A 19,803-nucleotide genomic window follows, 5' to 3' on the forward strand; every position below is an offset into this window, starting at 1 on the left:
TATTAGATGAGTAGTTGCGATACAAGTGCGACTCGATGGGGGGAGGATGGGCTTGCTGGACGAGGATCGGCTGTTTCCGCTGGACGGACGCGCCCGCGACCTGGCACGCGGACTTTATGCGGATATCCGCGACCTGCCCATCGTCAGCCCCCACGGCCATACCGATCCCCGCTGGTTCGCCGAGGACCAGCCCTTTCCCGATCCGGCGCAGTTGTTCGTCACGCCTGACCATTACGTCTTCCGGATGCTGTGCAGCCAGGGCGTGGCGCTGACCGATCTGGGTGTGCCGCGCGTGGATGGCGGGCCGACCGAGACCGACGGGCGCAAGATCTGGCGGCTGTTCGCGCGGAACTTTCACCTGCTGCGTGGCACGCCGTCGCGGCTGTGGCTGGACCACAGCTTCCAGCATGTCTTCGGCATCGACCGGCCGCTGACGGAACAAACGGCGGATTGGTATTACGACCACATCGCCGACTGCCTGGCGCGCCCCGAGTTCCGGCCCCGCGCGCTGTTCAAGCGGTTCAACATCGAGGTCATCGCCACGACCGAAGCCGCGACCGACGATCTGCGCTGGCACCGGATGATCCGCGAATCGGGCTGGGACGGCCGCGTCGTCACCGCCTATCGCCCCGACGGGGTGGTGGATCCCGAAATGGCGGGTTTTGCCGACAACGTGGCGCTGCTGGGGGAACAGACCGGCTTCGACACCGCGACCTGGGACGGATACCTGGACGCGCACCGGGCGCGCCGGGCGTTCTTCAAAAACCACGGCGCGACCTCCAGCGACCACGGCCATGCCACGGCGCGGACCGAGGATCTGGCACAGGCCGATGCCGCGGCCTTGTTCGGCAAGGCCCTGCGCGGCCAGTGCAGCGCGGATGAAGCCGATGCCTTCCGCGGTCACATGCTGACCGAAATGGCGCGGATGAGCCTTGAGGACGGGCTGGTCCTGCAGATCCACCCCGGATCGCGGCGCAACCATTCCGATCCGGTCATGGCGGTGCATGGCCGCGACAAGGGCTTCGACATTCCCGGCCGCACCGATTACGTCGCGGCCCTGCGCCCATTGCTGAACGCGGTGGGGATGCGCCCCGACCTGACGGTGATCCTGTTCACGCTGGACGAGACCGCCTATTCGCGCGAACTGGCGCCCCTGGCGGGGGTCTATCCCTGCCTGCGGCTTGGCCCGCCCTGGTGGTTCCACGACAGCCCCGAGGGGATGCGCCGCTTCCGCGAGATGACCACGGAAACCGCCGGCTTCTACAACACCGTGGGCTTCAACGACGATACCCGCGCCTTCTGCTCGATCCCCGCGCGCCATGATGTCGCGCGCCGCGTGGATTGCGCCTTTCTTGCCACCCTTGTCGCCACCGGACGACTTCGCGAGGACGAAGCATCCGACCTGGCGCATGACCTGACCTACGGCCTCGCCAAGAAGGCCTACAAACTCTGAGCTTCACCAACGGGAGGAAACCATGAAGTTCGTCAAGACCACCTTCGCCGGATTGCTGATCTCGGCCGCCTTCGCAAGCGGTGCCGCGGCGGCCGAATGCGAAATCACCCTTCGGTCTTCCGACACCCATCCCGACGGCTATCCGACCGTCGAGGGCGTCAAGGCCATGGCCGCCGAGGTCAAGGAAAAGACCGAGGGCCGCATCTGCATCGAGGTCTTCCCGTCGTCCCAGCTGGGCGAGGAAAAGGACACGATCGAGCAAACCCAGTTCGGCGTGATCGACATGGTGCGCGCCTCGTTCGGGTCGTTCAACGACATCGTGCCAATCACGCAGACCCTGTCGCTGCCCTATCTCTACACCTCTCCCGAACACCAGCACGCGGTGATGGACGGTCCCATCGGCGAGGAGATCGCCGCCGCCTTCGAGGAAAAGGACCTGATCGCCCTTGCCTATTACGATGGGGGCGCGCGCAACTTCTACAACTCGCAGAAGCCGATCCAGACGGTCGAGGATCTGAAGGGCATGAAGTTCCGCGTCATGCAGAACGACGTTTTCGTGGACATGATGTCGGCCCTGGGCGCCAATGCCACACCGATGCCTTACGGCGAGGTGTATTCGTCCATCCAGACCGGCGTCATCGACGGGGCCGAAAACAACTTCCCCTCCTATGACAGTTCGGGCCATGCCGAGGTCGCGAAATACTTCACGCTGGACCAGCACCTGATGGTCCCGGAACTGGTCGCGGTGTCGAAGACCTCGTGGGAGAAACTGTCGCCCGAGGACCAGGAGATCATGCGCACGGCTGCCAAGAACTCGGCCACCATTCAGCGCCAGCTTTGGGCGGAACAGGAAAAGGCCAGCGAGGAAAAGGTCATCGCGGCGGGCGCCGAGGTCATCAGGGACGTGGACAAGACCGCCTTCATCGAGGCAATGGCCCCCGTCTATGAAAAATACGTGACCACGCCCGAAGCGCAGGATCTGGTCAAGCGCATCCGGGAAACCCAGCCGGCCCAGTAACCATCCAGCCCGCGGCGCTTTCGCCGCGGGCTTCTTCCATTCTTGAAATCGAAAAGGTGACGCCATGCTGGGCAGCATCGCCGCGTTGTCGCGTCTCAATTCCCTGCTTTCGCGGATCAGCCTGTGGCTGGCCGGAAGCGGGCTTGTGGCGATGACGATCATCGTCTTCGCGCAGGTCTTCATGCGCTATGTCATGAACGACAGCCTGTTATGGGTGGAACCCGTCGCGATCCTGCTGATGAGCTGGTTCATCTTCCTTGGATCCGCAGTGGGGGTTCATGAAAGCTTCCACATGGGCTTCGACGTGCTGCTGTTCTTCCTGCCCGAAGGCGCGGGAACCTGGCTGAGGGCGCTGTCTGATCTGGCGGTGCTGACCTTCAGCATCGGCATGGCGGTCTATGGCTGGCAGCTGATGGAGCGAACCTGGGATTCGACGCTGCCGGTGATCCGGCTGCCCGGCGGCTTTTCCTACATGCCGCTGTTCGTGGGCGGCGTCCTGATGACGCTTTTCGTGCTGGAACACCTGCTGAACCGCCTGTCGGGACGCAAGGCCGAGGCCGAGCCCGACGCCGAAGACATCCTCATGACCGAGGCCTGACATGGAATACCTGATCCTCTTCGGCGTCTTCACCGTCCTGATGCTGATCGGCACGCCGATCGCCTTTTGCCTTGGCATATCCAGCCTGGCCACCGTGGGTTACATGGGCCTGCCGCCGCTGGTGGTCTTCCAGCGGCTGTCGGCGGGGATTTCCGTCTTCACGCTGATGGCCATTCCCTTCTTCATCTTCGCGGGCGACCTGATGGTCCGGGGCGGCATCGCCGCGCGGATCGTGGCCTTTGCCGGATCGCTGATCGGCCATGTCCGTGGGGGCTTGGGCCAGGTCAACATCGCGGCCTCGACCCTGTTCGGCGGCATTTCCGGATCGGCGGTGGCCGAGGCCGCGGCCGTCGGCGGCATCATGATCCCGCAGATGAAGGAACGCGGCTACGGCGCGGATTATGCGGTCAACGTGACCTCGATGTCGGCGCTGATCGCGCTGCTTCTGCCGCCCAGCCACAACATGATCATCTACTCGATCTCGGGCGGGGGGCGGATTTCCATCGCCGACCTGTTCACGGCGGGCATCATTCCCGGCCTGCTGCTGGCGGCGGCGCTGTCGGTCACGGCCTATATCGTCGCCCGCAAGCGCGGCTACCCGACCGAGGCCTTTCCCGGCTTTGCCCGAGTCGGATACTATCTGCTGCAATCGCTGCCGGGGATGCTGCTGATCGCGATCATCTTCGGCGGGGTGCGGTCGGGCGTGTTCACGGCCACCGAAAGCTCCTGCATCGCGGTCATCTACGCCGTCCTGGTGACGGTGCTGGTCTATCGCAGCATGTCCTGGAGAGACTTCGTCCATGCCACGCAGCAGGCAGTGCGCACCACGGCGATGGTGCTGCTGATCATCGGCATGGCGGGCGCCTTCGGCTGGCTGATGGCCTATCTGCATGTGGCGCAGATCTCGCTCAACTGGATGCAGTCGGTGTCGGACAACCCGCTGGTGATCCTGCTGATGATCAACATCGTGCTGCTGGTTTTGGGCACCTTCATGGACATGTCGCCGCTGATCATCATCACGACGCCGATCTTTCTGCCGGTGGTCGCGGCCTTTGGCGTCGATCCGGTGCATTTCGGCGTCATCATGATCCTGAACCTGGGGATCGGGCTAAACACGCCGCCGCTGGGCCCGGTCCAGTTCGTCGCCGCCGCCGTGGCCCGGATATCGATCTGGGAAGCCATGCGCAGCGTCTGGCCTTTCTATATCGCGGGCCTGACCGTGCTGATGCTGGTGACCTATGTCCCCGCCCTGTCGCTGTGGCTGCCGAGCGTGTTCAAATGAGCGATCCCATCCGCACCGTCCTGGCCCATTCGCCCGAACTCATGGTCGTCCGCTTCGCCTTCCGGGCGGGCGACCAGGGGGCGCTGCATTCCCACCCCCATGTGCAATCGACCTATGTGCAGACGGGCCGCTATCGCTTCACCGTGGATGGCCGCGAATTCGAGGTCGGGCCGGGCGACGCCTTTGTCATCCCGTCCCATGCCCAGCACGGCTGCACCTGTCTTGAAGGGGGCGAGCTGATCGACAGCTTCACCCCCCGCCGCGACGATTTCCTGTGAAAGGCTCTGCTATGACCACCCATGTCGAAACCCGCCAGGCGGTTCATCCCGATCATGCGAAAGGCATGGACACCCAAGCCCTGCGCCGCAATTTCCTGGCCGAGGGGCTGTTCGCCCGGGCGGAAATCCGGCTGGTCTATACCCATTACGACCGCTTCGTGGTAGGCGGCGCGGTCCCGGACGGCGCCGACATCACGCTGGACAAGATCGCCGAAACCAAAACCGCGACCTTCCTGGAACGGCGCGAGATGGGCATCGTCAATATCGGCGAGGCCGGATCGGTCACGGCGGCGGGCCAGACCTGGCAGATGAACAAGGGCGACGTGCTTTACCTCGGCATGGGATCGGGCGCGGTCACCTTCAGCGGCATGGGGCGGTTCTACATCACCTCCTGCCCCGCGCATCGCGAACTGCCCTGCCGCCTGGTCACGGTCGACGAGGCGAAGGAGATGAAGACCGGCGCGGTCGAGACCTCGAACAAGCGCACCATCCGCCAGTTCATCCACCCCCTGGTGATGGAAAGCTGCCAGCTCGTGCTGGGTTATACCACGCTCGAGGACGGCTCGGTCTGGAACACCATGCCTGCCCATGTCCACGACCGCCGGATGGAGGCTTACCTGTATCACGGCATGGAGCCGGAATCGCGCGTCCTGCACCTGATGGGCGAGCCGCAGGAAACCCGCCATATCTTCGTGGGCAACGAACAGGCGGTGATCTCGCCCCCCTGGTCGATCCATTCGGGCGCGGGCATCGGCGGCTATACCTTCATCTGGGCCATGGCGGGCGACAACGTCGATTACACCGACATGGACTTTGTCCAGCCGGGGGATCTGCGGTGAGCGCGTTTTCCCTGGACGGCCAGACAGCGCTTGTCACCGGCGCCAACACCGGCATCGGCCAGGCCATCGCCGTGGCCATGGCACAGGCGGGGGCCGAGGTGATCGCCGCGGGCCGGCGTGATTGCGATCAGACGCTGGCGCTGATGGGCCAGGTTTCTGAAAAGGCAGGCCGCCAGATGCGGCTGGACTTCAGCGACCCGATGGCCGCGCGCGATGTCTTTGCCAGCGAACGCATCGACATCCTGGTCAACAACGCGGGCATCATCCGCCGCGCCGATGCGGTCGATTTCACCGAGGCCGACTGGGACGAGGTGATGGACACCAACCTCAAGGCGCTGTTCTTCACCTGCCAAGCCTTCGCCAGGGCGGCCTTGCCGCGCGGGCGGGGCAAGATCGTCAACATCGCCAGCCTGCTGTCCTTCCAGGGCGGCATCCGGGTGCCGTCCTATACCGCCTCCAAGCACGGCGTGGCGGGCCTGACCAAGCTGATGGCGAACGAATGGGCCGCCGCCGGGCTGAACGTCAACGCCATCGCGCCGGGCTATATCGAGACCAACAATACTACCGCCCTGCGCGCCGATCCGGTCCGCAACCGCGCGATCCTGGACCGCATCCCGGCGGGCCGCTGGGGCCGGGCCGAAGATATCGGCCAGACCGCCGTGTTCCTCTCGGCGCCTGCGTCCGACTATGTCAACGGCGCGATCCTGAATGTCGATGGAGGCTGGCTTGCCCGATAGGCTGCACCGCGAACCCACGCCCAAGGCGGGCATCGTCCACCTGGGCCTTGGCGCCTTCTTCCGCGCTCATGGTGCAGTCTATGTGGCCGAGGCCGGGAACTGGGGCATCACGGGCGTCTCGCTGCAATCGCCGGGCACGCGCGACAGGCTGCGCCCGCAGGGCTGGGCCTATACCGCGCTTGAACTGGGACCGGACGGCGAGAAGCCGCAGGTGGTCACGGTGCTGCGCGACGTGCTGGTCGCGCCGGAAGACCCGCAGGCCGTCCTGGATGTCATGGCCGCACCCGACACGCATGTCGTCAGCCTGACGGTGACGGAAAAGGGCTATTGCCACGAGCCGTCCACAGGCCGCCTGAACCGCGACCATCTCGATATCCGGCACGACCTGGAAAATCCGCTGCCAAGATCGGCGCCGGGTTTCCTGGTCCGCGCCCTGGCCCTTCGCCACGCGGCGGGGCTGCCGCCCTTCACCGTGCTTTGCTGCGACAACCTGCCGGAAAACGGGCGGGTGGTGCAGGGCGTGGTTGGGGAACTTGCCCGCCTGATCGACCCAGCCTTGGCCCAATGGATCGAGGCGCAGGGCGCGTTCCCCGCGACCATGGTGGACCGGATCGTGCCTGCGACCACGCCCGCCGACCTGGACCGGCTGGAGGCTGCGACCGGGTATCGCGATGAAGCGCCGGTGATGCACGAACCCTTCCGCCAATGGGTTGTCGAGGATCATTTCTGCGGCCCCCGCCCCGCCTTCGAGGCGGTCGGCGTGCAGATGGTCGCCGACGTGACGCCCTTTGAACACATGAAGCTGCGGATGCTGAACGGCACGCATTCCAGCCTTGCCTATCTGGGCTATCTGGCCGGCCATGAGACCATCGCCGAAACCATGGCCGATCCGGTCTTTGCCGATTTCGTGCGTGGGCTGTGGCGGGACGAGATCATCCCGGCCCTGACCCCTCCGCCCGGCGAGGATCTGGGCGCCTATGCCGATGCGCTTGCCGCGCGCTATGCGAATCCGGCGATCCGGCACCGGACCTGGCAGATCGCCATGGACGGCAGCCAGAAGCTGCCGCAGCGCATCCTTGGCACCATTGCAGAGGGCCGCGCTGCGGGCCGCGCCGTGCCGGGTCTGACCTTGGCCGTGGCGGCCTGGATGCGATACGCTTCGGGGCGCGACGAACAGGGCGCGGTGATCGAGGTCAAGGATCCCTTGGCCCCGCGCCTTGCCGCGCTGTGGCGCGACGATCCGGCGCAGACCGTGGTGGGCTTCCTGGCCCTGGCCGAGGTCTTTCCGCCCGCGCTGCGCGACGATGCGGGCTTCGCGGCGGACCTGACGGCGGCGCTGTCGGGGCTGATGAAAGACGGCGCGCGGGCCATGGTCGTGGGCCGCGTCGACGCCTGACACCAAGGGCCAAGGGCCTGGGCCCTCGCCCACCATGGTTACGCCTTTTCCGCCACGGCCTGTTGCACCAGGGCGCCGCGATGGCGGATGACCTTTCGGCTGAGGTCGTGGCCCGCCGCGATGGCCGCCGCGCAATCCGCGCCCGACAGGCTGGCCGCCAGATAGCCCGCGTTGAAGCTGTCGCCTGCCGCCGTGCTGTCCACGGGCGTTTCGGGCGCAAGGTCGTCGATCACGCCCGATCCCCCGGCCCCGCCAAAGCTGATCGGCCCGCCGCCATTCTTGACCACCACCTGCCCCGCGCCAAGCGCCAGATAGCGGGCCACGGTCGCCTGGGGATCGGCATCGCCGAAATGCGTGGCCTCGTCGTCGAAAGAGGGCAGGACCAGATCGGCACCCGCGGCAGCATCGCTGATCCCCTGATGCATCGTGTTGGTGTCGGTCCACAGGCGCGGGCGCAGGTTCGGGTCGAAGACGATCCATGTGCCTGCCGCCTTGGCCCGGCCCAGGGCAGCCAGCAGGTTCGCCCGGCCCTGGGGCGGCAGGATCGCCACCGTGATCCCCGAGAAATAGGCGACCCCCGCACCGTCAAGCGCCGCGTCAAGGGCCGCCGGATCGTCGGCCAGACGCTTGGCTGCCGACGTATCGCGCCAATAGGCGAAGCTGCGTTCGCCGTCCTTCAGGCTGATGGCGTAAAGCCCAATCTCTCGGTCGGGATCGCGGCCGACATGGGTGGCGCCGATGCCTTCGGCAACCAGGAAATCCACCATCTGCTGCGAAAAGGCGCCCTGACCGACGCGGGACAGGTAATCGACCTGCCAATCCGCGCCCAGCAACCGGCGCAGATACCAGGCCGTGTTCAGCGTGTCGCCCGCGATCCCCAGGCGCCACAGGCCGGGCTGGTCCGACTGGCCCAGTTCAACCATCGCCTCTCCGATGGACAGGATGCGCATCAGGCGGCCCGGTGCTTGCGCGACAACGCGAGTTCGACGCCGCGCAGTTCGGCCAGACCCTTCAGGCGGCCGATCGCGGGATAGCCCGGCTGACCGCCCCGGCCGATGTCGTCCAGGATGTCCTGGCCGTGGTCGGGGCGCATGGGGATACGCCAGTCCTCGCGCCCTGCCGCCTGCCTGCGCGCTTCCTCGGACAGGATGGCGTCTATCAGTTCCACCATGTCGGTCTGCCCGCCCAGGTGTTCATCCTCGAAGAAGCTGGCGGGGATGGTGTCGGTGTCGCGGCGCACATTGCGCAGGTGCAGGAAATGCACGCGGTCGCCCAGCCGGCGCATCATGCCCGGCAGGTCGTTGTCGTGCCGCGCCCCCAGCGAGCCGGAACAGAGCGTGATGCCGTTCGCGGGCAGATCCACAGCCGCCATGCGTTCGGCATAGTCTGCTTCGGTGGACATGACGCGGGGCAGGCCCAGCAGCGGGAAGGGCGGATCGTCCGGGTGGCAGCACAGCCGCATCCCCAGGTCCTGCGCGACGGGCGCCACCTGTTCCAGGAAGGCGTTGAAGTTGCGGCGCAACACCGCGTCCGTCACCGGCGCATAGGTCTGCAGCAGGTCGCGCACATCGCCCATGGTCAGATGCTCGGCCGCGCCGGGCAGGCCGAAGACCACGTTTCCGGCAAGCTGCTGGCGCGCGGCATCGTCCATGTCGGCAAAGCGGCGGGCGGCGGCGTCGCGGATGTCTTCCGGGAAGTCCTCGGCCGCGCCGGGGCGTTCGAGGATGTGGATGTCGAAGGCCGCGAAGTCGGTCAGGTCGAAGCGCATGCAGCGCGCGCCATTGGGGCGGCGCCATTCCAGATCGGTGCGCGTCCAGTCCAGCACCGGCATGAAGTTGTAGCAGATCACCCGGATCCCCGCCGCGTGCAGGTTCCGCATGGAGGCGATCCAGTTCTGCACATGGCCGCGCCAGTCGCCCGACTGGGTCTTGATCGCCTCGCTGACGGGCAGGCTTTCCACGACCTCCCAGGCCAGCCCCGAAGGCGAACCGTCGCGCATCGAGGCAAGCTGGGCCTGGCGCAGGGCGATCTGTTCGGACGACCAGACCTCTCCGGTCGGGACATGGTGCAGCGCCGTGACGACGCCCTGCACGCCGGCCTGCAGCATGTCGTCGATCGACACGCGGTCATTCGGGCCAAACCAACGCCAGGTGTGTCTCATGGGGATCCTCTCATGCAGTGAAATAGTCGGGCTGGGCGGCCGCGATCTGCGGCACCTCGGTCAGCATCTGGCGCAGATGGGCGCGCATCGCGGATTCGGCTGCGTCCGCGTCGCCACCGCGCAGCGCATCCAGGATCTGCTGGTGCTGGCCGATGGTGAAGCTGCGGTCGAAGGCGCGCATGGACAGGTGGCGCAGCCGGTTCATCTGCGCCTTCAGCCGGTCGAGATCGGCCCAGACGGCCTCCTGCCCCGCCCCAAGCGCCAGCAGCTTGTGGAAGCGGTCGTCGGATTCGATGAAGTCCTCGACGTTTCCGTCCCGGTCCGCCTTGTGTTGCTTGGCGATTTCCTTGGCCATGCGGTCCAGGACGGCAACGGGACGGGTCTTGGCCACGGCGCGGGCCAGGTCGGCCTCGACCGCCTCGCGGATGAAGCGGGCGGACAGGACCGCCGCCACGGAAATCTTGCTGATATAGGTGCCCCGCTGGGGGCGGACCTCGGCCAGGCCGTCGCTGGCCAGGCGGATAAAGGCTTCCCGCACGGGTTGGCGGCTGATGCCGATGGCGGCCGCGACCTCGGTTTCGCTGATCCGCATCCCGGGGGGCAGGTCGCCCTGCTGGACGCGCTTGCGCAGCCAGTCATGCACCTGGGCCGAGGTGCTGGGCGCGATGGTGATGCGGGCGATGTCCATGAATGCCTCCTACCGGAGGATCTATACCATACTTCCATACCAGTGAAGCGAAATGTCGGGGCTGCCTTGGCGGAAGGTGCGTGCAAGCACCCACCTTAGGGATTTGGTGCCTCGGTGGGCATGGCCGGCGTATCCGTTGCCTCGCTTTCGGGCGCCGGGCCGCTTTCGACCAGGCGGTTCTGGTCCCATTCGCCGGACGCAACCTCGCCGCTGGCATAGCGCATGACGCCCTGGCCCTGGCGCTTGCCGGCCACGAAGCTGCCTTCATATCGGTCGCCGCTGGCATAGGTGGCCGTGCCCTTTCCGTCGATCTCGCCCGCCTTCCAGCCGCCTTCGTAGAAAAAGCCGTCGGGCGTGGTCAGCTTGCCCTGGCCTTCGCGCAAGCCGTTGACGAAGCCGCCCGTGTAGACGGTGCCGTCGGCATAGGTCGCCTGGCCTTCGCCGTGGCGCTGCCCGTCGGCCCAGGCCCCGGTATAGACATAGCCGTCGGGATAGGTCATCCGGCCCTGGCCGTGGTTGCGGGCATTCCTGAAGCCGCCTTCATAGACCATGCCATTGGCATAGGTGGCCTTGCCCTCGCCCTCGATCACGCCCTGGGACCACTGGCCGTCATAGGTCGCGCCATCGGGATAGGTGATCTTGCCCCGGCCGTCGGGACGGTCGGCCTTCATCTGGCCCTGGTAGATGGAACCGTCGGGATAGGTGATCTGGCCCTCGCCCTCCATCCGGCCCTCGATCCAGGACCCGATATAGACATAGCCGTCGGTGCCGGTGAAGGTGCCTTGGCCGTGGCGGCGGTCGGACTTGAAGCTTCCCTCGTAGACATCGCCATTGGCATAGGTGGCGATCCCCTGCCCTTCGCGCCGGCCGTTCAGCATCTGCCCTTCGTAGCGGTCGCCCGAGCCCTGGACCAGCACACCGGTGCCCGACATCTGACCAGCCGACCAGATGCCGTCATAGACCAGCCCGTCCGCCATGGTCAGCTTGCCCTTGCCCGCACGCTGACCGGCCAGCATCCCGCCTTCATAGACCGCGCCATCGGGATAGGTGATCTTGCCCTGCCCTTCCTTGACGCCCGCGTTCCAGTCCCCTTCATAGCGATAGCCGTTGGGCTGGGTCAGCACGCCCTTGCCCTGGTGCAGGCCCTTGACGAAATCGCCGGTATAGACCGAGCCGTTGGCATAGCGCGCGACACCCTTGCCGGTGATCTCTCCGGCAACCCAGTCGCCTTCATAGGTGCCGCCGTCGGCATAGGTGATGGTGCCCGTGCCGTTGGGTTTTCCTTCCGCGAACTGGCCTTCGTACACCGAACCGTTGGGAAAGGTCGCGCGGCCCTGGCCCAGGATCTCGCCCTCGACCCAGTCGCCTTCGTAGCGATAGCCGTTGGGCAGGGTATAGCTGCCCTGGCCGTGCTGGCGACCGTTGCGGAAGGTGCCCTCGTAGACGCCGCCGTCGTCGTATTGCTTGGTCACGACCTGCGCATCCGCCGCCACGGTCCCCGCCAACAGCGCCACAACAGCCGCCCAACTTGCCGCCTTCATCGCCACATAGTCCTTTGTCCTTCGCTTCTGGTCTAGCGCAGCGGAACCCGGCACGCAAAGCCCGACTTTTCCTTATCCGCGCCATCGCCTATCACGATTTCCACAAGGACCAGGGGCCAAGCATCATGACAAACCGTTTCCGCCTGACCATCGGCCAACTGAATGCCACCGTGGGCGATCTGCCGGGCAACGCCGCCAAGGCGCGCGACGCCTGGGCTGCCGCAAGGGACGCGGGTGCCGACATGCTGGCCCTGCCCGAGATGTTCATCACCGGGTACCAGACCCAGGATCTGGTGCTGAAGCCGGCCTTCACCCGCCAGGCCGAGGAAGCGATCCGCGAACTGGCTGCCGCCTGCACCGGCGGCCCGGCCATCGGCATCGGCGGTCCCTGGGGGGACCGCGACATGCTGTATAACGCTTATTGGGTCTTCAAGGACGGCGAGCTGGTGGCGCGCGTGCTGAAGCACCGCCTGCCCCACAAGCAGCTGTTCGACGAATTGCGCCTGTTCGACAGCGGCCCGATCAGCGGCCCCTATCCCGTCGCGGGCGCGCGCATCGGATCGCCCATCTGCGAGGACGGCTGGGCCCCCGACGTGGCCGAGACCCTGGCCGAGACCGGCGCCGAGATCCTGGTCGTGCCGAACGGCTCGCCCTATCACCGCAACAAGCTGGACCTGCGCATGGGCCACATGGTTGCCCGCGTGGTCGAAACCGGGCTGCCGCTGGTTTATGTCAACATGGTGGGCGGGCAGGACGACCAGCTTTACGACGGCGCCAGCTTCGTGCTGAACCCCGGCGGCCACAAGGTCGTGCAGCTTCCGCCGTTCCAAGAGATGCTGGCCCATGTGGATTTCACCCTGACCGATGACGGCTGGCGGGCCGAGCCGGGCGAAATGGCGCCGCAGCCCGACGAATGGGAACAGGACTACATGGCGATGATGCTGGGCCTGCGCGAATACATGCGCAAGTCCGGCTTCAAGACGGTGGTGCTGGGCCTATCCGGCGGGATCGATTCCGCGCTTGTGGCAACCATCGCCGCTGACGCGATCGGGCCGGAAAACGTCCACTGCGTGATGCTGCCCAGCGAATACACGTCCCAGACCAGCCTTGATGACGCCGCCGATTGCGCGGCCCGCCTGGGCACCCGGTTGGACACCGTCCGCATCGACGGCGCGCGCGATGCGGTATCGGGTGCCTTGGCGCATCTGATGGAAGGCACCCAGCCCGACATCACCGAGGAAAACATCCAGTCCCGCCTGCGCGGCGTGATGCTGATGGCGATTTCGAACAAGTTCGGGGGGATGCTCTTGACCACCGGCAACAAGTCCGAGGTGGGCGTGGGCTATGCCACGATCTATGGCGACATGGCGGGCGGATATAATCCGATCAAGGATCTCTACAAGACACGCGTGTTCCAAACCTGCCGCTGGCGCAACGGGAACCACCGCGACTGGATGATGGGACCGGCGGGCGAGGTGATCCCGCCCCGGATCATCCAGAAGCCGCCTTCGGCGGAACTGCGCCCGGACCAGGTGGACCAGGATTCGCTGCCCCCCTACGACATCCTGGACGCGATCCTGGAAGGGCTGGTGGAAAAGGACCTGTCGCTGGCGGATCTTGTCGCGCAGGGCTTCGACGCGGATACGGTGCGACTGGTGGAACGGCTGCTTTATGGCAGCGAATGGAAACGCTACCAGGCCGCGCCGGGGCCGAGGATCTCGACCCGGGCCTTCTGGCTGGACCGGCGTTATCCCCTGGTCAACCGCTGGCGTGACAAGCTGTAGGGGCTTGGCGCGGCGGGGGCCTCAGCCCAGCAGTTCGCGCGCGGCCATGTCGATGAAGGCTTCCTGGTTCAGCCCGACATTGTGGAGAAAGATCGTATCCACGCCCAGACCGGCCAGGGCCTGCAGGTCGGCGCGGTGCAGCCCCGGATCGGCCGAGACGCGCACCGACCGGCCGATCTGGTCGGGGCCGACGAACTGGCCCAGCAGGTCGAAATCCGTCGGGCGGCGGATGTCCCAGTTGATCTCGCCCCCGATGGCGACGGGCGCCCATTGGTCCAGGGCATTGGCCATGGCCTGATCCTGCGTCTCGGCCCATGATATGGTGTGCTGGATATGGACCGGCTTGCCCTCGCCGCCGCCCTCGCGGAAGGCGGCGATGACCTTGGCGACCTTGTCGGGATCGCCGCCCAGGGTCAGCAGTCCTTCCGCCCAGCCGCCCAGAAGACGGGCCGTTTCGGGTGTGGCGGCCGCGCCGAACAGGGGCGGCGGCGTGTCGGGCAGCGACCACAGCCGCGCCTCGATCACGGTGATGCGGCCGCGATGGGTGACGGTCTCGCCGCGCAGCAAGGCGTGCATCACGTCAAAGCATTCACGCAGGCGGGCATTGCGTTCGGGCTTGTCCGGCCAGGGCAGGCCCGTCACCCATTCGTTCAACGCCTCGCCCGTGCCAAGGGCCAGCCAGAACCGGCCGGGGAACATCTGCCCCAGCGTCGCCACCGCCTGCGCCATCACCGCCGGGTGGTAACGGTATCCCGGCGCCGAGATGCTGCCAAAGGGAACCGTGGTCGCGCCCATCGCCGCGCCCAACCAGACCCAGGCATGGCCCGACTGGCCCTGCCGCGTGCTCCAGGGTTGCAGGTGGTCGGAACATTTGACCCCGGCAAAGCCGGCAGCCTCGGCCCGGACGGCCAGGTCGCGCATGGTGCGGGGATCGAACTGTTCGTGCGAGGCGTGATATCCGATGCGCGTCATGGCCGTTCCCCTTGTGCGTGCCTGCGGGAAGCCCGCAAAGCCGCGGGAAGTTCCCTCCCCGGAACAATACGCGGCCTTGCGGCTTGCGCTTGGGCAGGGAACAGGGGCGGGCAGGGATGACTGACGCGGGCGAATGGTGGAAGAACGCGGTCATCTATGGCGTCGATGTCTCGCGGTTCTGCGACAGCAACGGCGACGGGATCGGCGACTTTCCCGGCTTGACCGAAAGGCTGGACCACCTGGTCCGGCTGGGCGTGACCTGCATCTGGCTGCTGCCCTTCCACCCTTCGACCAACCGCGACAACGGCTATGACATCACGGATTACCTGCAGGTCGATCCGCGATATGGCAGCTTTGACGATTTCCTGTTCTTCCTGACCGAAGCCGGCGCGCGCGGGATCCGCGTCATCCTGGATCTGGTGGCGCAGCACACCTCGGACCGGCATCCCTGGTTCCTGTCGGCCCGGCACGACGCCCGGTCGCCCTTTCGCGACTATTACGTCTGGACCGACCATCCCCCCGCCCCGCGCCCGGCCGCGGCCCGATGTTTCCGGGGCAAGAGGACACGACCTGGACCCATGACCCGGTGGCGCAGCAGTATTACTATCACCGCTTCTTTCGCTTCCAGCCCAGCCTGAACCACGAAAACCCGTCGGTCTGGATGGAACTGGAACGGATCATGGACTTCTGGATGAGCTTCGGCATCGCGGGCTTCCGCATCGATTCCGCCGCACACCTGATCCAGAAGCCGCTGGACCCGCAGGGCGGCAAGGACAAGGACCACCGGATCCTGCGCGACATCTTCCGCCATGTCACCCGCCGCATCCCCGACGCCCTGATCATGTCCGAGGTCAACGAGGACGAGGGCAGCCTGCCCGATTTCTTCGATGGCGGGCAGATGAACGCGATGATGAACTTTTCGCTGAACAACCATCTGCTGCACGCCTTGGCGTCGGGCCGCGCGCAGCCGGTGCTGGACGGGCTGGCCCGCCTGCCCCCGCCGCCCGACAACGGCGTTTGGGCCAACTTCCTGCGCAACCTGGACGAGGCGACGCTGGAGCGGCTGGACCCGGACGCCTTCCGCGCCACCGTGGATATCTTGGCCCCGGACCAGGACATGCGCATCTTCGACCGCGGCTTCCGCCGCAGGCTGGCGCCGATGCTGGGCGGCGACGGGCCGAGGCTGCGCATGGCCCTCAGCCTGCTGTTCGCCATGCCCGGGGCGCCCCTGCTCTGCTATGGCGACGAGATCGGCATGGGCGAGGACCTGGGCCAGCCGGGCCGCGACGCGGTGCGCAGCCCGATGCAGTGGACCCGTGGCCGCAACGGCGGCTTCTCCACCGCCGCCAAGGCCCGCCTGATCCAGCCCGTCGTCGCCGGCGCCTTCGGCCCGGACCAGGTGAATGCGACGGACCAGTGGGACGATCCGGGCTCGCTTCTGAACCACGTGGCCCGGCTGTCCGCGATCCGGCTGGATCATCCGGGCATCGGGCGCCGCGAATGCCGCACAATCGCCAATGCGCCCGATGGCGTGATCGCCCTTCGCTATGCCGCAGCAGACCACGACCTTGTCACCCTGCACAACCTGTCCCCGAAGCCCGCTCGGCTGGATCTGGACCTGGGCGCGTCCTGCCGGGGCGAATCCACCGCCCTGCTGGGCGATCCCCTGGAAACCCGGGACGGCCGCCTTCGGGTGACGCTGCCTGGCCATGATTTCCGCTGGTCCCGGTGGCCCCGGTAAGGCAACCTCGGGCAACCCCTGATCTGAAAGGACCGCTCATGACCATCCATGCCGTTGGAACCCCTGCCGCCGACCAGCCCCTGGGCCCGATGCAGATCACCCGGCGCGACACCGGCCCCCATGATGTGCGGATCGAGATCGCGTTTTGCGGCATCTGCCATTCCGACCTGCACCAGGCCCGCAGCGAATGGGCAGGCACCCTTTACCCCTGCGTCCCGGGACATGAGATCGTGGGCCGCGTGACCGCCGTCGGCGCCCATGTCACCAGCCACAAGCCTGGCGATCTGGTGGGCGTGGGCTGCATCGTGGACAGTTGCCAGCATTGCGCCGATTGCGAGGACGGGCTCGAGAATTACTGCGATGGCATGATCGGCACCTATAACGGGCCGACCGAAGATACGCCCGGCCACACGCTTGGCGGCTATTCCCAGGCGATCGTGGTCCATGAACGCTATGTCCTGAAGATCACCCATCCCGAAGACCAGCTTGCCGCAGTGGCCCCCCTGCTTTGCGCGGGGATCACGACCTATTCGCCGCTGCGCCACTGGGGGGCGGGACCGGGCAAGAAGGTGGGGGTCGTGGGCATCGGCGGCCTGGGCCATATGGGCGTGAAGCTGGCCCATGCGATGGGCGCGCATGTGGTGGCATTCACCACCTCGCCCGACAAGCGCGAGGCGGCCAAGGCGCTCGGCGCGGACGAGGTGGTCATCTCGAAGGACGCCGACGAGATGTGGGCCCATGCGCAAAGCTTCGACTTCATCCTGAACACGGTCGCCGCCCCGCATGACCTCGACGCCTTTCTGGCGCTGCTCAAGCGCGACGGCACCATGGCCCTGGTGGGCGCGCCGGCGACGCCCCATCCGTCGCCCAATGTCTTCAACTTCATCATGCGCCGCCGCAGCCTGGCCGGTTCCATGATCGGCGGCATTCCCGAAACGCAGGAGATGCTGGATTTCTGCGCCCGGCACGGCATCACCGCCGATATAGAGATGATCCGCGCCGACCAGATCGAGGAAGCCTATGAACGGATGCTCGGGGGCGACGTGAAGTATCGCTTCGTCATGGACATCGCCACGATGGCGTGACGATCCTGCCAGCCGGGGGTGCCCGGCTGGCATCGGTCAGGCGTAGTCGACCCAGACCCCGCCCCCGTCGGCCGACCGCACGCAATGCTCGACCCAGCGGACGCCCTCGACACCCGCCTCGATGCCGGGATAGCGCAGGCCGGCCAGGCGTGCGGGATCCTTGTCCTCATGCGCCTCGATGGCCAGGGCAAAGCGGCAGTGCAGGTTGGCCCAGGCGTCGAACAGCCCTTCCGGGTGACCCGCGCCGATGCGGTCGTCAGCCAGCGACTGCGGGTGCAGATAGGCCATCCCCCGGTCCAGGACGCGGGCGGGTTCGCCCTGGATTTCCAGCCGCAACTGGTTAGGGTGTTCGTCCCACCATTCGACCGAACCCTTCGACCCCACGATCCGCACCTTCTGGCTGTGCATCGCCCCGGCATTCACGGCCGAGGTCCAGCAGGTCCCCACCGCGCCGCCTTCGTATTCCATCAGCACGGTCGCGTTGTCCTCAAGCGGCGCGCGGGAGGCGACAAAGCTTTGCCGAGTGCAAAGCAGCCGGCGGATGCGCAGATTGGGGCAGATGACCTGCGCGACATACAGCGGATGGGTCGCAAGGTCGCCCAGGACATAGCTTGGCCCCGCAAAGGCCGGATCAACGCGCCAGCGGGCGGCGGGGTTGTCATGTTCCACCGCCGCGCTGTGGAAGCCGTGGGCGAATTGCAGGTTGACGATGCGGATCTCGCCCAGCGTGCCGTCGGCGACAAGGCGCGCAGCCTCCTCGATCATCTGGTGGCCGGAATAGCCGTAGGCGACGCCAACGACCAGGCCGCGGTCGGCTGCGATGGCCTGCAGGTCAAGCGCCTCGGACGTGGTGAAGGTCAGGGGCTTTTCGCAGATCACGTGCAGGCCCGCCAGCAGGGCCGCGCGGGTGATCGGGTAATGAGTGTTGTTCGGCGTGGCGATGGTGACGCAGCGGATGCCGTCGGCGCGCGCGGCTTCCGCCGCGAACATCGCCTGCCAGTCGGGATAGCAGCGGCCCGGGTCCAGCCCCAGATCCGCACCGAAGGCGCGGCCGCGATCGGGGTCCAGATCAAAGGCCCCGGCCAGAAGGGAGAAATACCCGTCACGCAGCGCGGCAGAGCGGTGGACATAGCCGATCTGGCTGCCCCTTCCGCCGCCCACCATGCCCCAGCGGATGGGGGCCTTCGTCAAGCGGATGCCGTCGATCATCGGGTTTTCTCCATGGCAGGGCGGACAAAGCCAACCTGTTCCAGATAGCGGCGGGACTTCGCGACATCGGCCAGCGTCCCGCCGGCGCTGCGGGGGTCGCGTTCCTGTTCCACGGTGATGAAACCGGCATAGCCGCGCCGTTCCAGCAGCGACAGAATCCCCGGATAGTCGATGCAGCCGTCGCCGATGGGACACATCACGCCCAGGGCGCAGGCCTCGAAGAAGCGGATGCGGCTGTTCATCACGCCGGCATGGACGGCCGGGTCGATGTCCTTGAAATGGATGTAGTCCAGGCGGTCCCAGCAGGCCTCCAGCATGGCGACCGGATCCATCCCGGAATAGGCCGTGTGGCCGGTGTCCAGGCACAGGCCCGCCTCGTCGGCGGGGATGTCGCGCAGGATCCGCGCGATCTCATCGGCGAATTCCACATGGCCGCCGGCATGGGGATGGATCACGGCGCGGACGCCGTGGCCGCGGGCGATCCGGGCGATGGCGCGGATGTTGGCGACCATGCCGGCCCAGGCGGCATCGTCCAGCCGGGCCGCGCGGTCCGACTGGCCGGCGGCGAAGTCGCGGGCGTCGTGGCCCCAGTCCATCACCGTCAGGTAGGGCGCGGCATACCGCTGGCCCGGCGCTGCCGGAGGCTTGGGCAGGGCTGTGATCACCGCGCAGATCTGGCGGGTCTGGCGTTCCAGGTTGTCGCGGTTGGCGGGGTCGACCAGGTTGTCGAAGATCGTCCCCGCCACGACATAAAGCCCATGCCGCCGCAACTCCGCGGACACCGTTTCGGCATCCAGCGGGATGTAGCCGTAGGGCCCAAGCTCCAGCCCGCCATAGCCCGCTGCCGCGGCCTCGGCCAGGACCAGCCGCCAGTCGGGCAGGTTCGGGTTCGCGACATCGTCCACACCCCAGCAGCAGGGGGCGGTCGTGATGGTGATGGTCATGGGGTCCTCCGGTCGCCTACGGGATTATCGGGCACGGGACGCCCTGCGAAGGAATCTCTTGAGGGGAAACCCTCAAG

19 protein-coding genes are annotated in these 19,803 nt (G+C 66.7%); 12 read left to right on the forward strand and 7 right to left on the reverse strand.

Annotation, left to right across the window (positions count from 1 at the left end):
- Positions 1-46: 46 nt before the first annotated feature.
- The 8 genes from uxaC (at position 47) to IE224_RS12800 (ending at position 7,601) form a co-directional block, all read left to right on the forward strand.
- Complete coding sequence (gene uxaC, locus IE224_RS12765; protein ID WP_191310877.1) at positions 47-1,453, forward strand: glucuronate isomerase; 1,407 nt, start codon at positions 47-49, stop codon at positions 1,451-1,453.
- Between the two features lie 22 nt (positions 1,454-1,475).
- Complete coding sequence (locus IE224_RS12770) at positions 1,476-2,471, forward strand: TRAP transporter substrate-binding protein (protein WP_167621001.1); 996 nt, start codon at positions 1,476-1,478, stop codon at positions 2,469-2,471.
- Between the two features lie 64 nt (positions 2,472-2,535).
- The gene (locus IE224_RS12775; RefSeq protein ID WP_191310880.1) at positions 2,536-3,069 is read left to right on the forward strand and encodes a TRAP transporter small permease; all 534 of its coding nucleotides are present in this window, start codon (positions 2,536-2,538) and stop codon (positions 3,067-3,069) included.
- Position 3,070: 1 nt separating this feature from the next.
- Positions 3,071-4,351: a TRAP transporter large permease gene (locus IE224_RS12780; RefSeq protein ID WP_167620999.1), complete on the forward strand. Its 1,281-nt coding sequence runs from the start codon at positions 3,071-3,073 to the stop codon at positions 4,349-4,351.
- On the forward strand, positions 4,348-4,629 hold the full coding sequence (locus IE224_RS12785; RefSeq protein ID WP_191310882.1) for a cupin domain-containing protein: 282 nt from the start codon (positions 4,348-4,350) through the stop codon (positions 4,627-4,629). Before IE224_RS12780 ends, IE224_RS12785 begins: the two co-directional genes overlap by 4 nt.
- 11 nt (positions 4,630-4,640) lie before the next feature.
- Complete coding sequence (kduI, locus tag IE224_RS12790; protein WP_191310884.1) at positions 4,641-5,468, forward strand: 5-dehydro-4-deoxy-D-glucuronate isomerase; 828 nt, start codon at positions 4,641-4,643, stop codon at positions 5,466-5,468.
- Complete coding sequence (gene kduD, locus IE224_RS12795; protein ID WP_191310886.1) at positions 5,465-6,205, forward strand: 2-dehydro-3-deoxy-D-gluconate 5-dehydrogenase KduD; 741 nt, start codon at positions 5,465-5,467, stop codon at positions 6,203-6,205. Before kduI ends, kduD begins: the two co-directional genes overlap by 4 nt.
- Position 6,206: 1 nt before the next feature.
- Positions 6,207-7,601: a mannitol dehydrogenase family protein gene (locus IE224_RS12800; protein ID WP_373305558.1), complete on the forward strand. Its 1,395-nt coding sequence runs from the start codon at positions 6,207-6,209 to the stop codon at positions 7,599-7,601.
- 38 nt (positions 7,602-7,639) lie between these two features.
- Here IE224_RS12800 and IE224_RS12805 read toward each other — a convergent pair whose 3' ends face one another.
- The 4 genes from IE224_RS12805 to IE224_RS12820 all read right to left on the reverse strand — a co-directional run bounded on the left by IE224_RS12805 (position 7,640) and on the right by IE224_RS12820 (position 11,991).
- Positions 7,640-8,551, reverse strand: coding sequence for a sugar kinase (locus IE224_RS12805; protein ID WP_191310888.1), 912 nt, complete (start codon positions 8,549-8,551; stop codon positions 7,640-7,642).
- Positions 8,551-9,762: a mannonate dehydratase gene (uxuA, locus tag IE224_RS12810; RefSeq protein ID WP_191310890.1), complete on the reverse strand. Its 1,212-nt coding sequence runs from the start codon at positions 9,760-9,762 to the stop codon at positions 8,551-8,553. Before uxuA ends, IE224_RS12805 begins: the two co-directional genes overlap by 1 nt.
- Before the next feature lie 10 nt (positions 9,763-9,772).
- A complete protein-coding gene (locus IE224_RS12815; RefSeq protein WP_191310892.1) occupies positions 9,773-10,450 on the reverse strand; it encodes a GntR family transcriptional regulator in 678 nt (225 codons plus the stop codon).
- Positions 10,451-10,545: 95 nt separating this feature from the next.
- Entirely contained in the window at positions 10,546-11,991 is a 1,446-nt protein-coding gene (locus tag IE224_RS12820) for an MORN repeat-containing protein (RefSeq protein ID WP_191310894.1), read from the reverse strand.
- A 125-nt stretch (positions 11,992-12,116) separates the two neighbouring features.
- Here IE224_RS12820 and IE224_RS12825 point away from each other — a divergent pair, with 125 nt between their 5' ends.
- On the forward strand, positions 12,117-13,775 hold the full coding sequence (locus IE224_RS12825) for an NAD+ synthase (RefSeq protein WP_191310896.1): 1,659 nt from the start codon (positions 12,117-12,119) through the stop codon (positions 13,773-13,775).
- 21 nt (positions 13,776-13,796) lie between these two features.
- On the opposite strand, the gene IE224_RS12830 is transcribed toward IE224_RS12825, so the two are convergent.
- Positions 13,797-14,747, reverse strand: coding sequence for a TIGR03885 family FMN-dependent LLM class oxidoreductase (locus IE224_RS12830; RefSeq protein WP_191310898.1), 951 nt, complete (start codon positions 14,745-14,747; stop codon positions 13,797-13,799).
- Between the two features lie 116 nt (positions 14,748-14,863).
- On the opposite strand from IE224_RS12830, the gene IE224_RS21295 reads away from it, so the two are divergent.
- The 3 genes from IE224_RS21295 to IE224_RS12845 are packed head-to-tail and all read left to right on the forward strand — an operon-like array spanning position 14,864 to position 17,573.
- Positions 14,864-15,385, forward strand: a complete 522-nt coding sequence (locus IE224_RS21295) for an alpha-amylase family glycosyl hydrolase (protein ID WP_191310901.1) — start codon at positions 14,864-14,866, stop codon at positions 15,383-15,385.
- Positions 15,292-16,488: an alpha-amylase family glycosyl hydrolase gene (locus IE224_RS12840; protein WP_191310903.1), complete on the forward strand. Its 1,197-nt coding sequence runs from the start codon at positions 15,292-15,294 to the stop codon at positions 16,486-16,488. Before IE224_RS21295 ends, IE224_RS12840 begins: the two co-directional genes overlap by 94 nt.
- A gap of 38 nt (positions 16,489-16,526) precedes the next feature.
- Complete coding sequence (locus IE224_RS12845) at positions 16,527-17,573, forward strand: NAD(P)-dependent alcohol dehydrogenase (RefSeq protein WP_191310905.1); 1,047 nt, start codon at positions 16,527-16,529, stop codon at positions 17,571-17,573.
- A gap of 36 nt (positions 17,574-17,609) precedes the next feature.
- Here IE224_RS12845 and IE224_RS12850 read toward each other — a convergent pair whose 3' ends face one another.
- On the reverse strand, positions 17,610-18,782 hold the full coding sequence (locus tag IE224_RS12850; RefSeq protein WP_191310907.1) for a Gfo/Idh/MocA family protein: 1,173 nt from the start codon (positions 18,780-18,782) through the stop codon (positions 17,610-17,612).
- Positions 18,779-19,726, reverse strand: coding sequence for a sugar phosphate isomerase/epimerase family protein (locus IE224_RS12855; protein WP_191310909.1), 948 nt, complete (start codon positions 19,724-19,726; stop codon positions 18,779-18,781). Before IE224_RS12855 ends, IE224_RS12850 begins: the two co-directional genes overlap by 4 nt.
- Between the last annotated feature and the right edge of the window lie 77 nt (positions 19,727-19,803).

This window comes from Paracoccus aerius (assembly GCF_014656455.1).
In the GTDB taxonomy this organism is placed as follows: Bacteria; Pseudomonadota; Alphaproteobacteria; order Rhodobacterales; family Rhodobacteraceae; genus Paracoccus; species Paracoccus aerius.

Coding starts and splice junctions, on each gene's coding strand:
- uxaC (WP_191310877.1), top strand. CDS start 47: ATGGGCTTGCTGGACGAGGATCGGCTGTTTCCGCTGGACGGACGCGCC.
- IE224_RS12780 (WP_167620999.1), top strand. CDS start 3,071: ATGGAATACCTGATCCTCTTCGGCGTCTTCACCGTCCTGATGCTGATC.
- uxuA (WP_191310890.1), bottom strand. CDS start 9,762: ATGAGACACACCTGGCGTTGGTTTGGCCCGAATGACCGCGTGTCGATC.
- IE224_RS12785 (WP_191310882.1), top strand. CDS start 4,348: ATGAGCGATCCCATCCGCACCGTCCTGGCCCATTCGCCCGAACTCATG.
- IE224_RS12840 (WP_191310903.1), top strand. CDS start 15,292: ATGTTTCCGGGGCAAGAGGACACGACCTGGACCCATGACCCGGTGGCG.
- IE224_RS12850 (WP_191310907.1), bottom strand. CDS start 18,782: ATGATCGACGGCATCCGCTTGACGAAGGCCCCCATCCGCTGGGGCATG.
- IE224_RS12825 (WP_191310896.1), top strand. CDS start 12,117: ATGACAAACCGTTTCCGCCTGACCATCGGCCAACTGAATGCCACCGTG.
- IE224_RS21295 (WP_191310901.1), top strand. CDS start 14,864: ATGACTGACGCGGGCGAATGGTGGAAGAACGCGGTCATCTATGGCGTC.
- IE224_RS12845 (WP_191310905.1), top strand. CDS start 16,527: ATGACCATCCATGCCGTTGGAACCCCTGCCGCCGACCAGCCCCTGGGC.
- IE224_RS12815 (WP_191310892.1), bottom strand. CDS start 10,450: ATGGACATCGCCCGCATCACCATCGCGCCCAGCACCTCGGCCCAGGTG.
- kduI (WP_191310884.1), top strand. CDS start 4,641: ATGACCACCCATGTCGAAACCCGCCAGGCGGTTCATCCCGATCATGCG.
- IE224_RS12775 (WP_191310880.1), top strand. CDS start 2,536: ATGCTGGGCAGCATCGCCGCGTTGTCGCGTCTCAATTCCCTGCTTTCG.
- IE224_RS12830 (WP_191310898.1), bottom strand. CDS start 14,747: ATGACGCGCATCGGATATCACGCCTCGCACGAACAGTTCGATCCCCGC.
- IE224_RS12820 (WP_191310894.1), bottom strand. CDS start 11,991: ATGAAGGCGGCAAGTTGGGCGGCTGTTGTGGCGCTGTTGGCGGGGACC.
- IE224_RS12855 (WP_191310909.1), bottom strand. CDS start 19,726: ATGACCATCACCATCACGACCGCCCCCTGCTGCTGGGGTGTGGACGAT.
- IE224_RS12805 (WP_191310888.1), bottom strand. CDS start 8,551: ATGCGCATCCTGTCCATCGGAGAGGCGATGGTTGAACTGGGCCAGTCG.
- IE224_RS12770 (WP_167621001.1), top strand. CDS start 1,476: ATGAAGTTCGTCAAGACCACCTTCGCCGGATTGCTGATCTCGGCCGCC.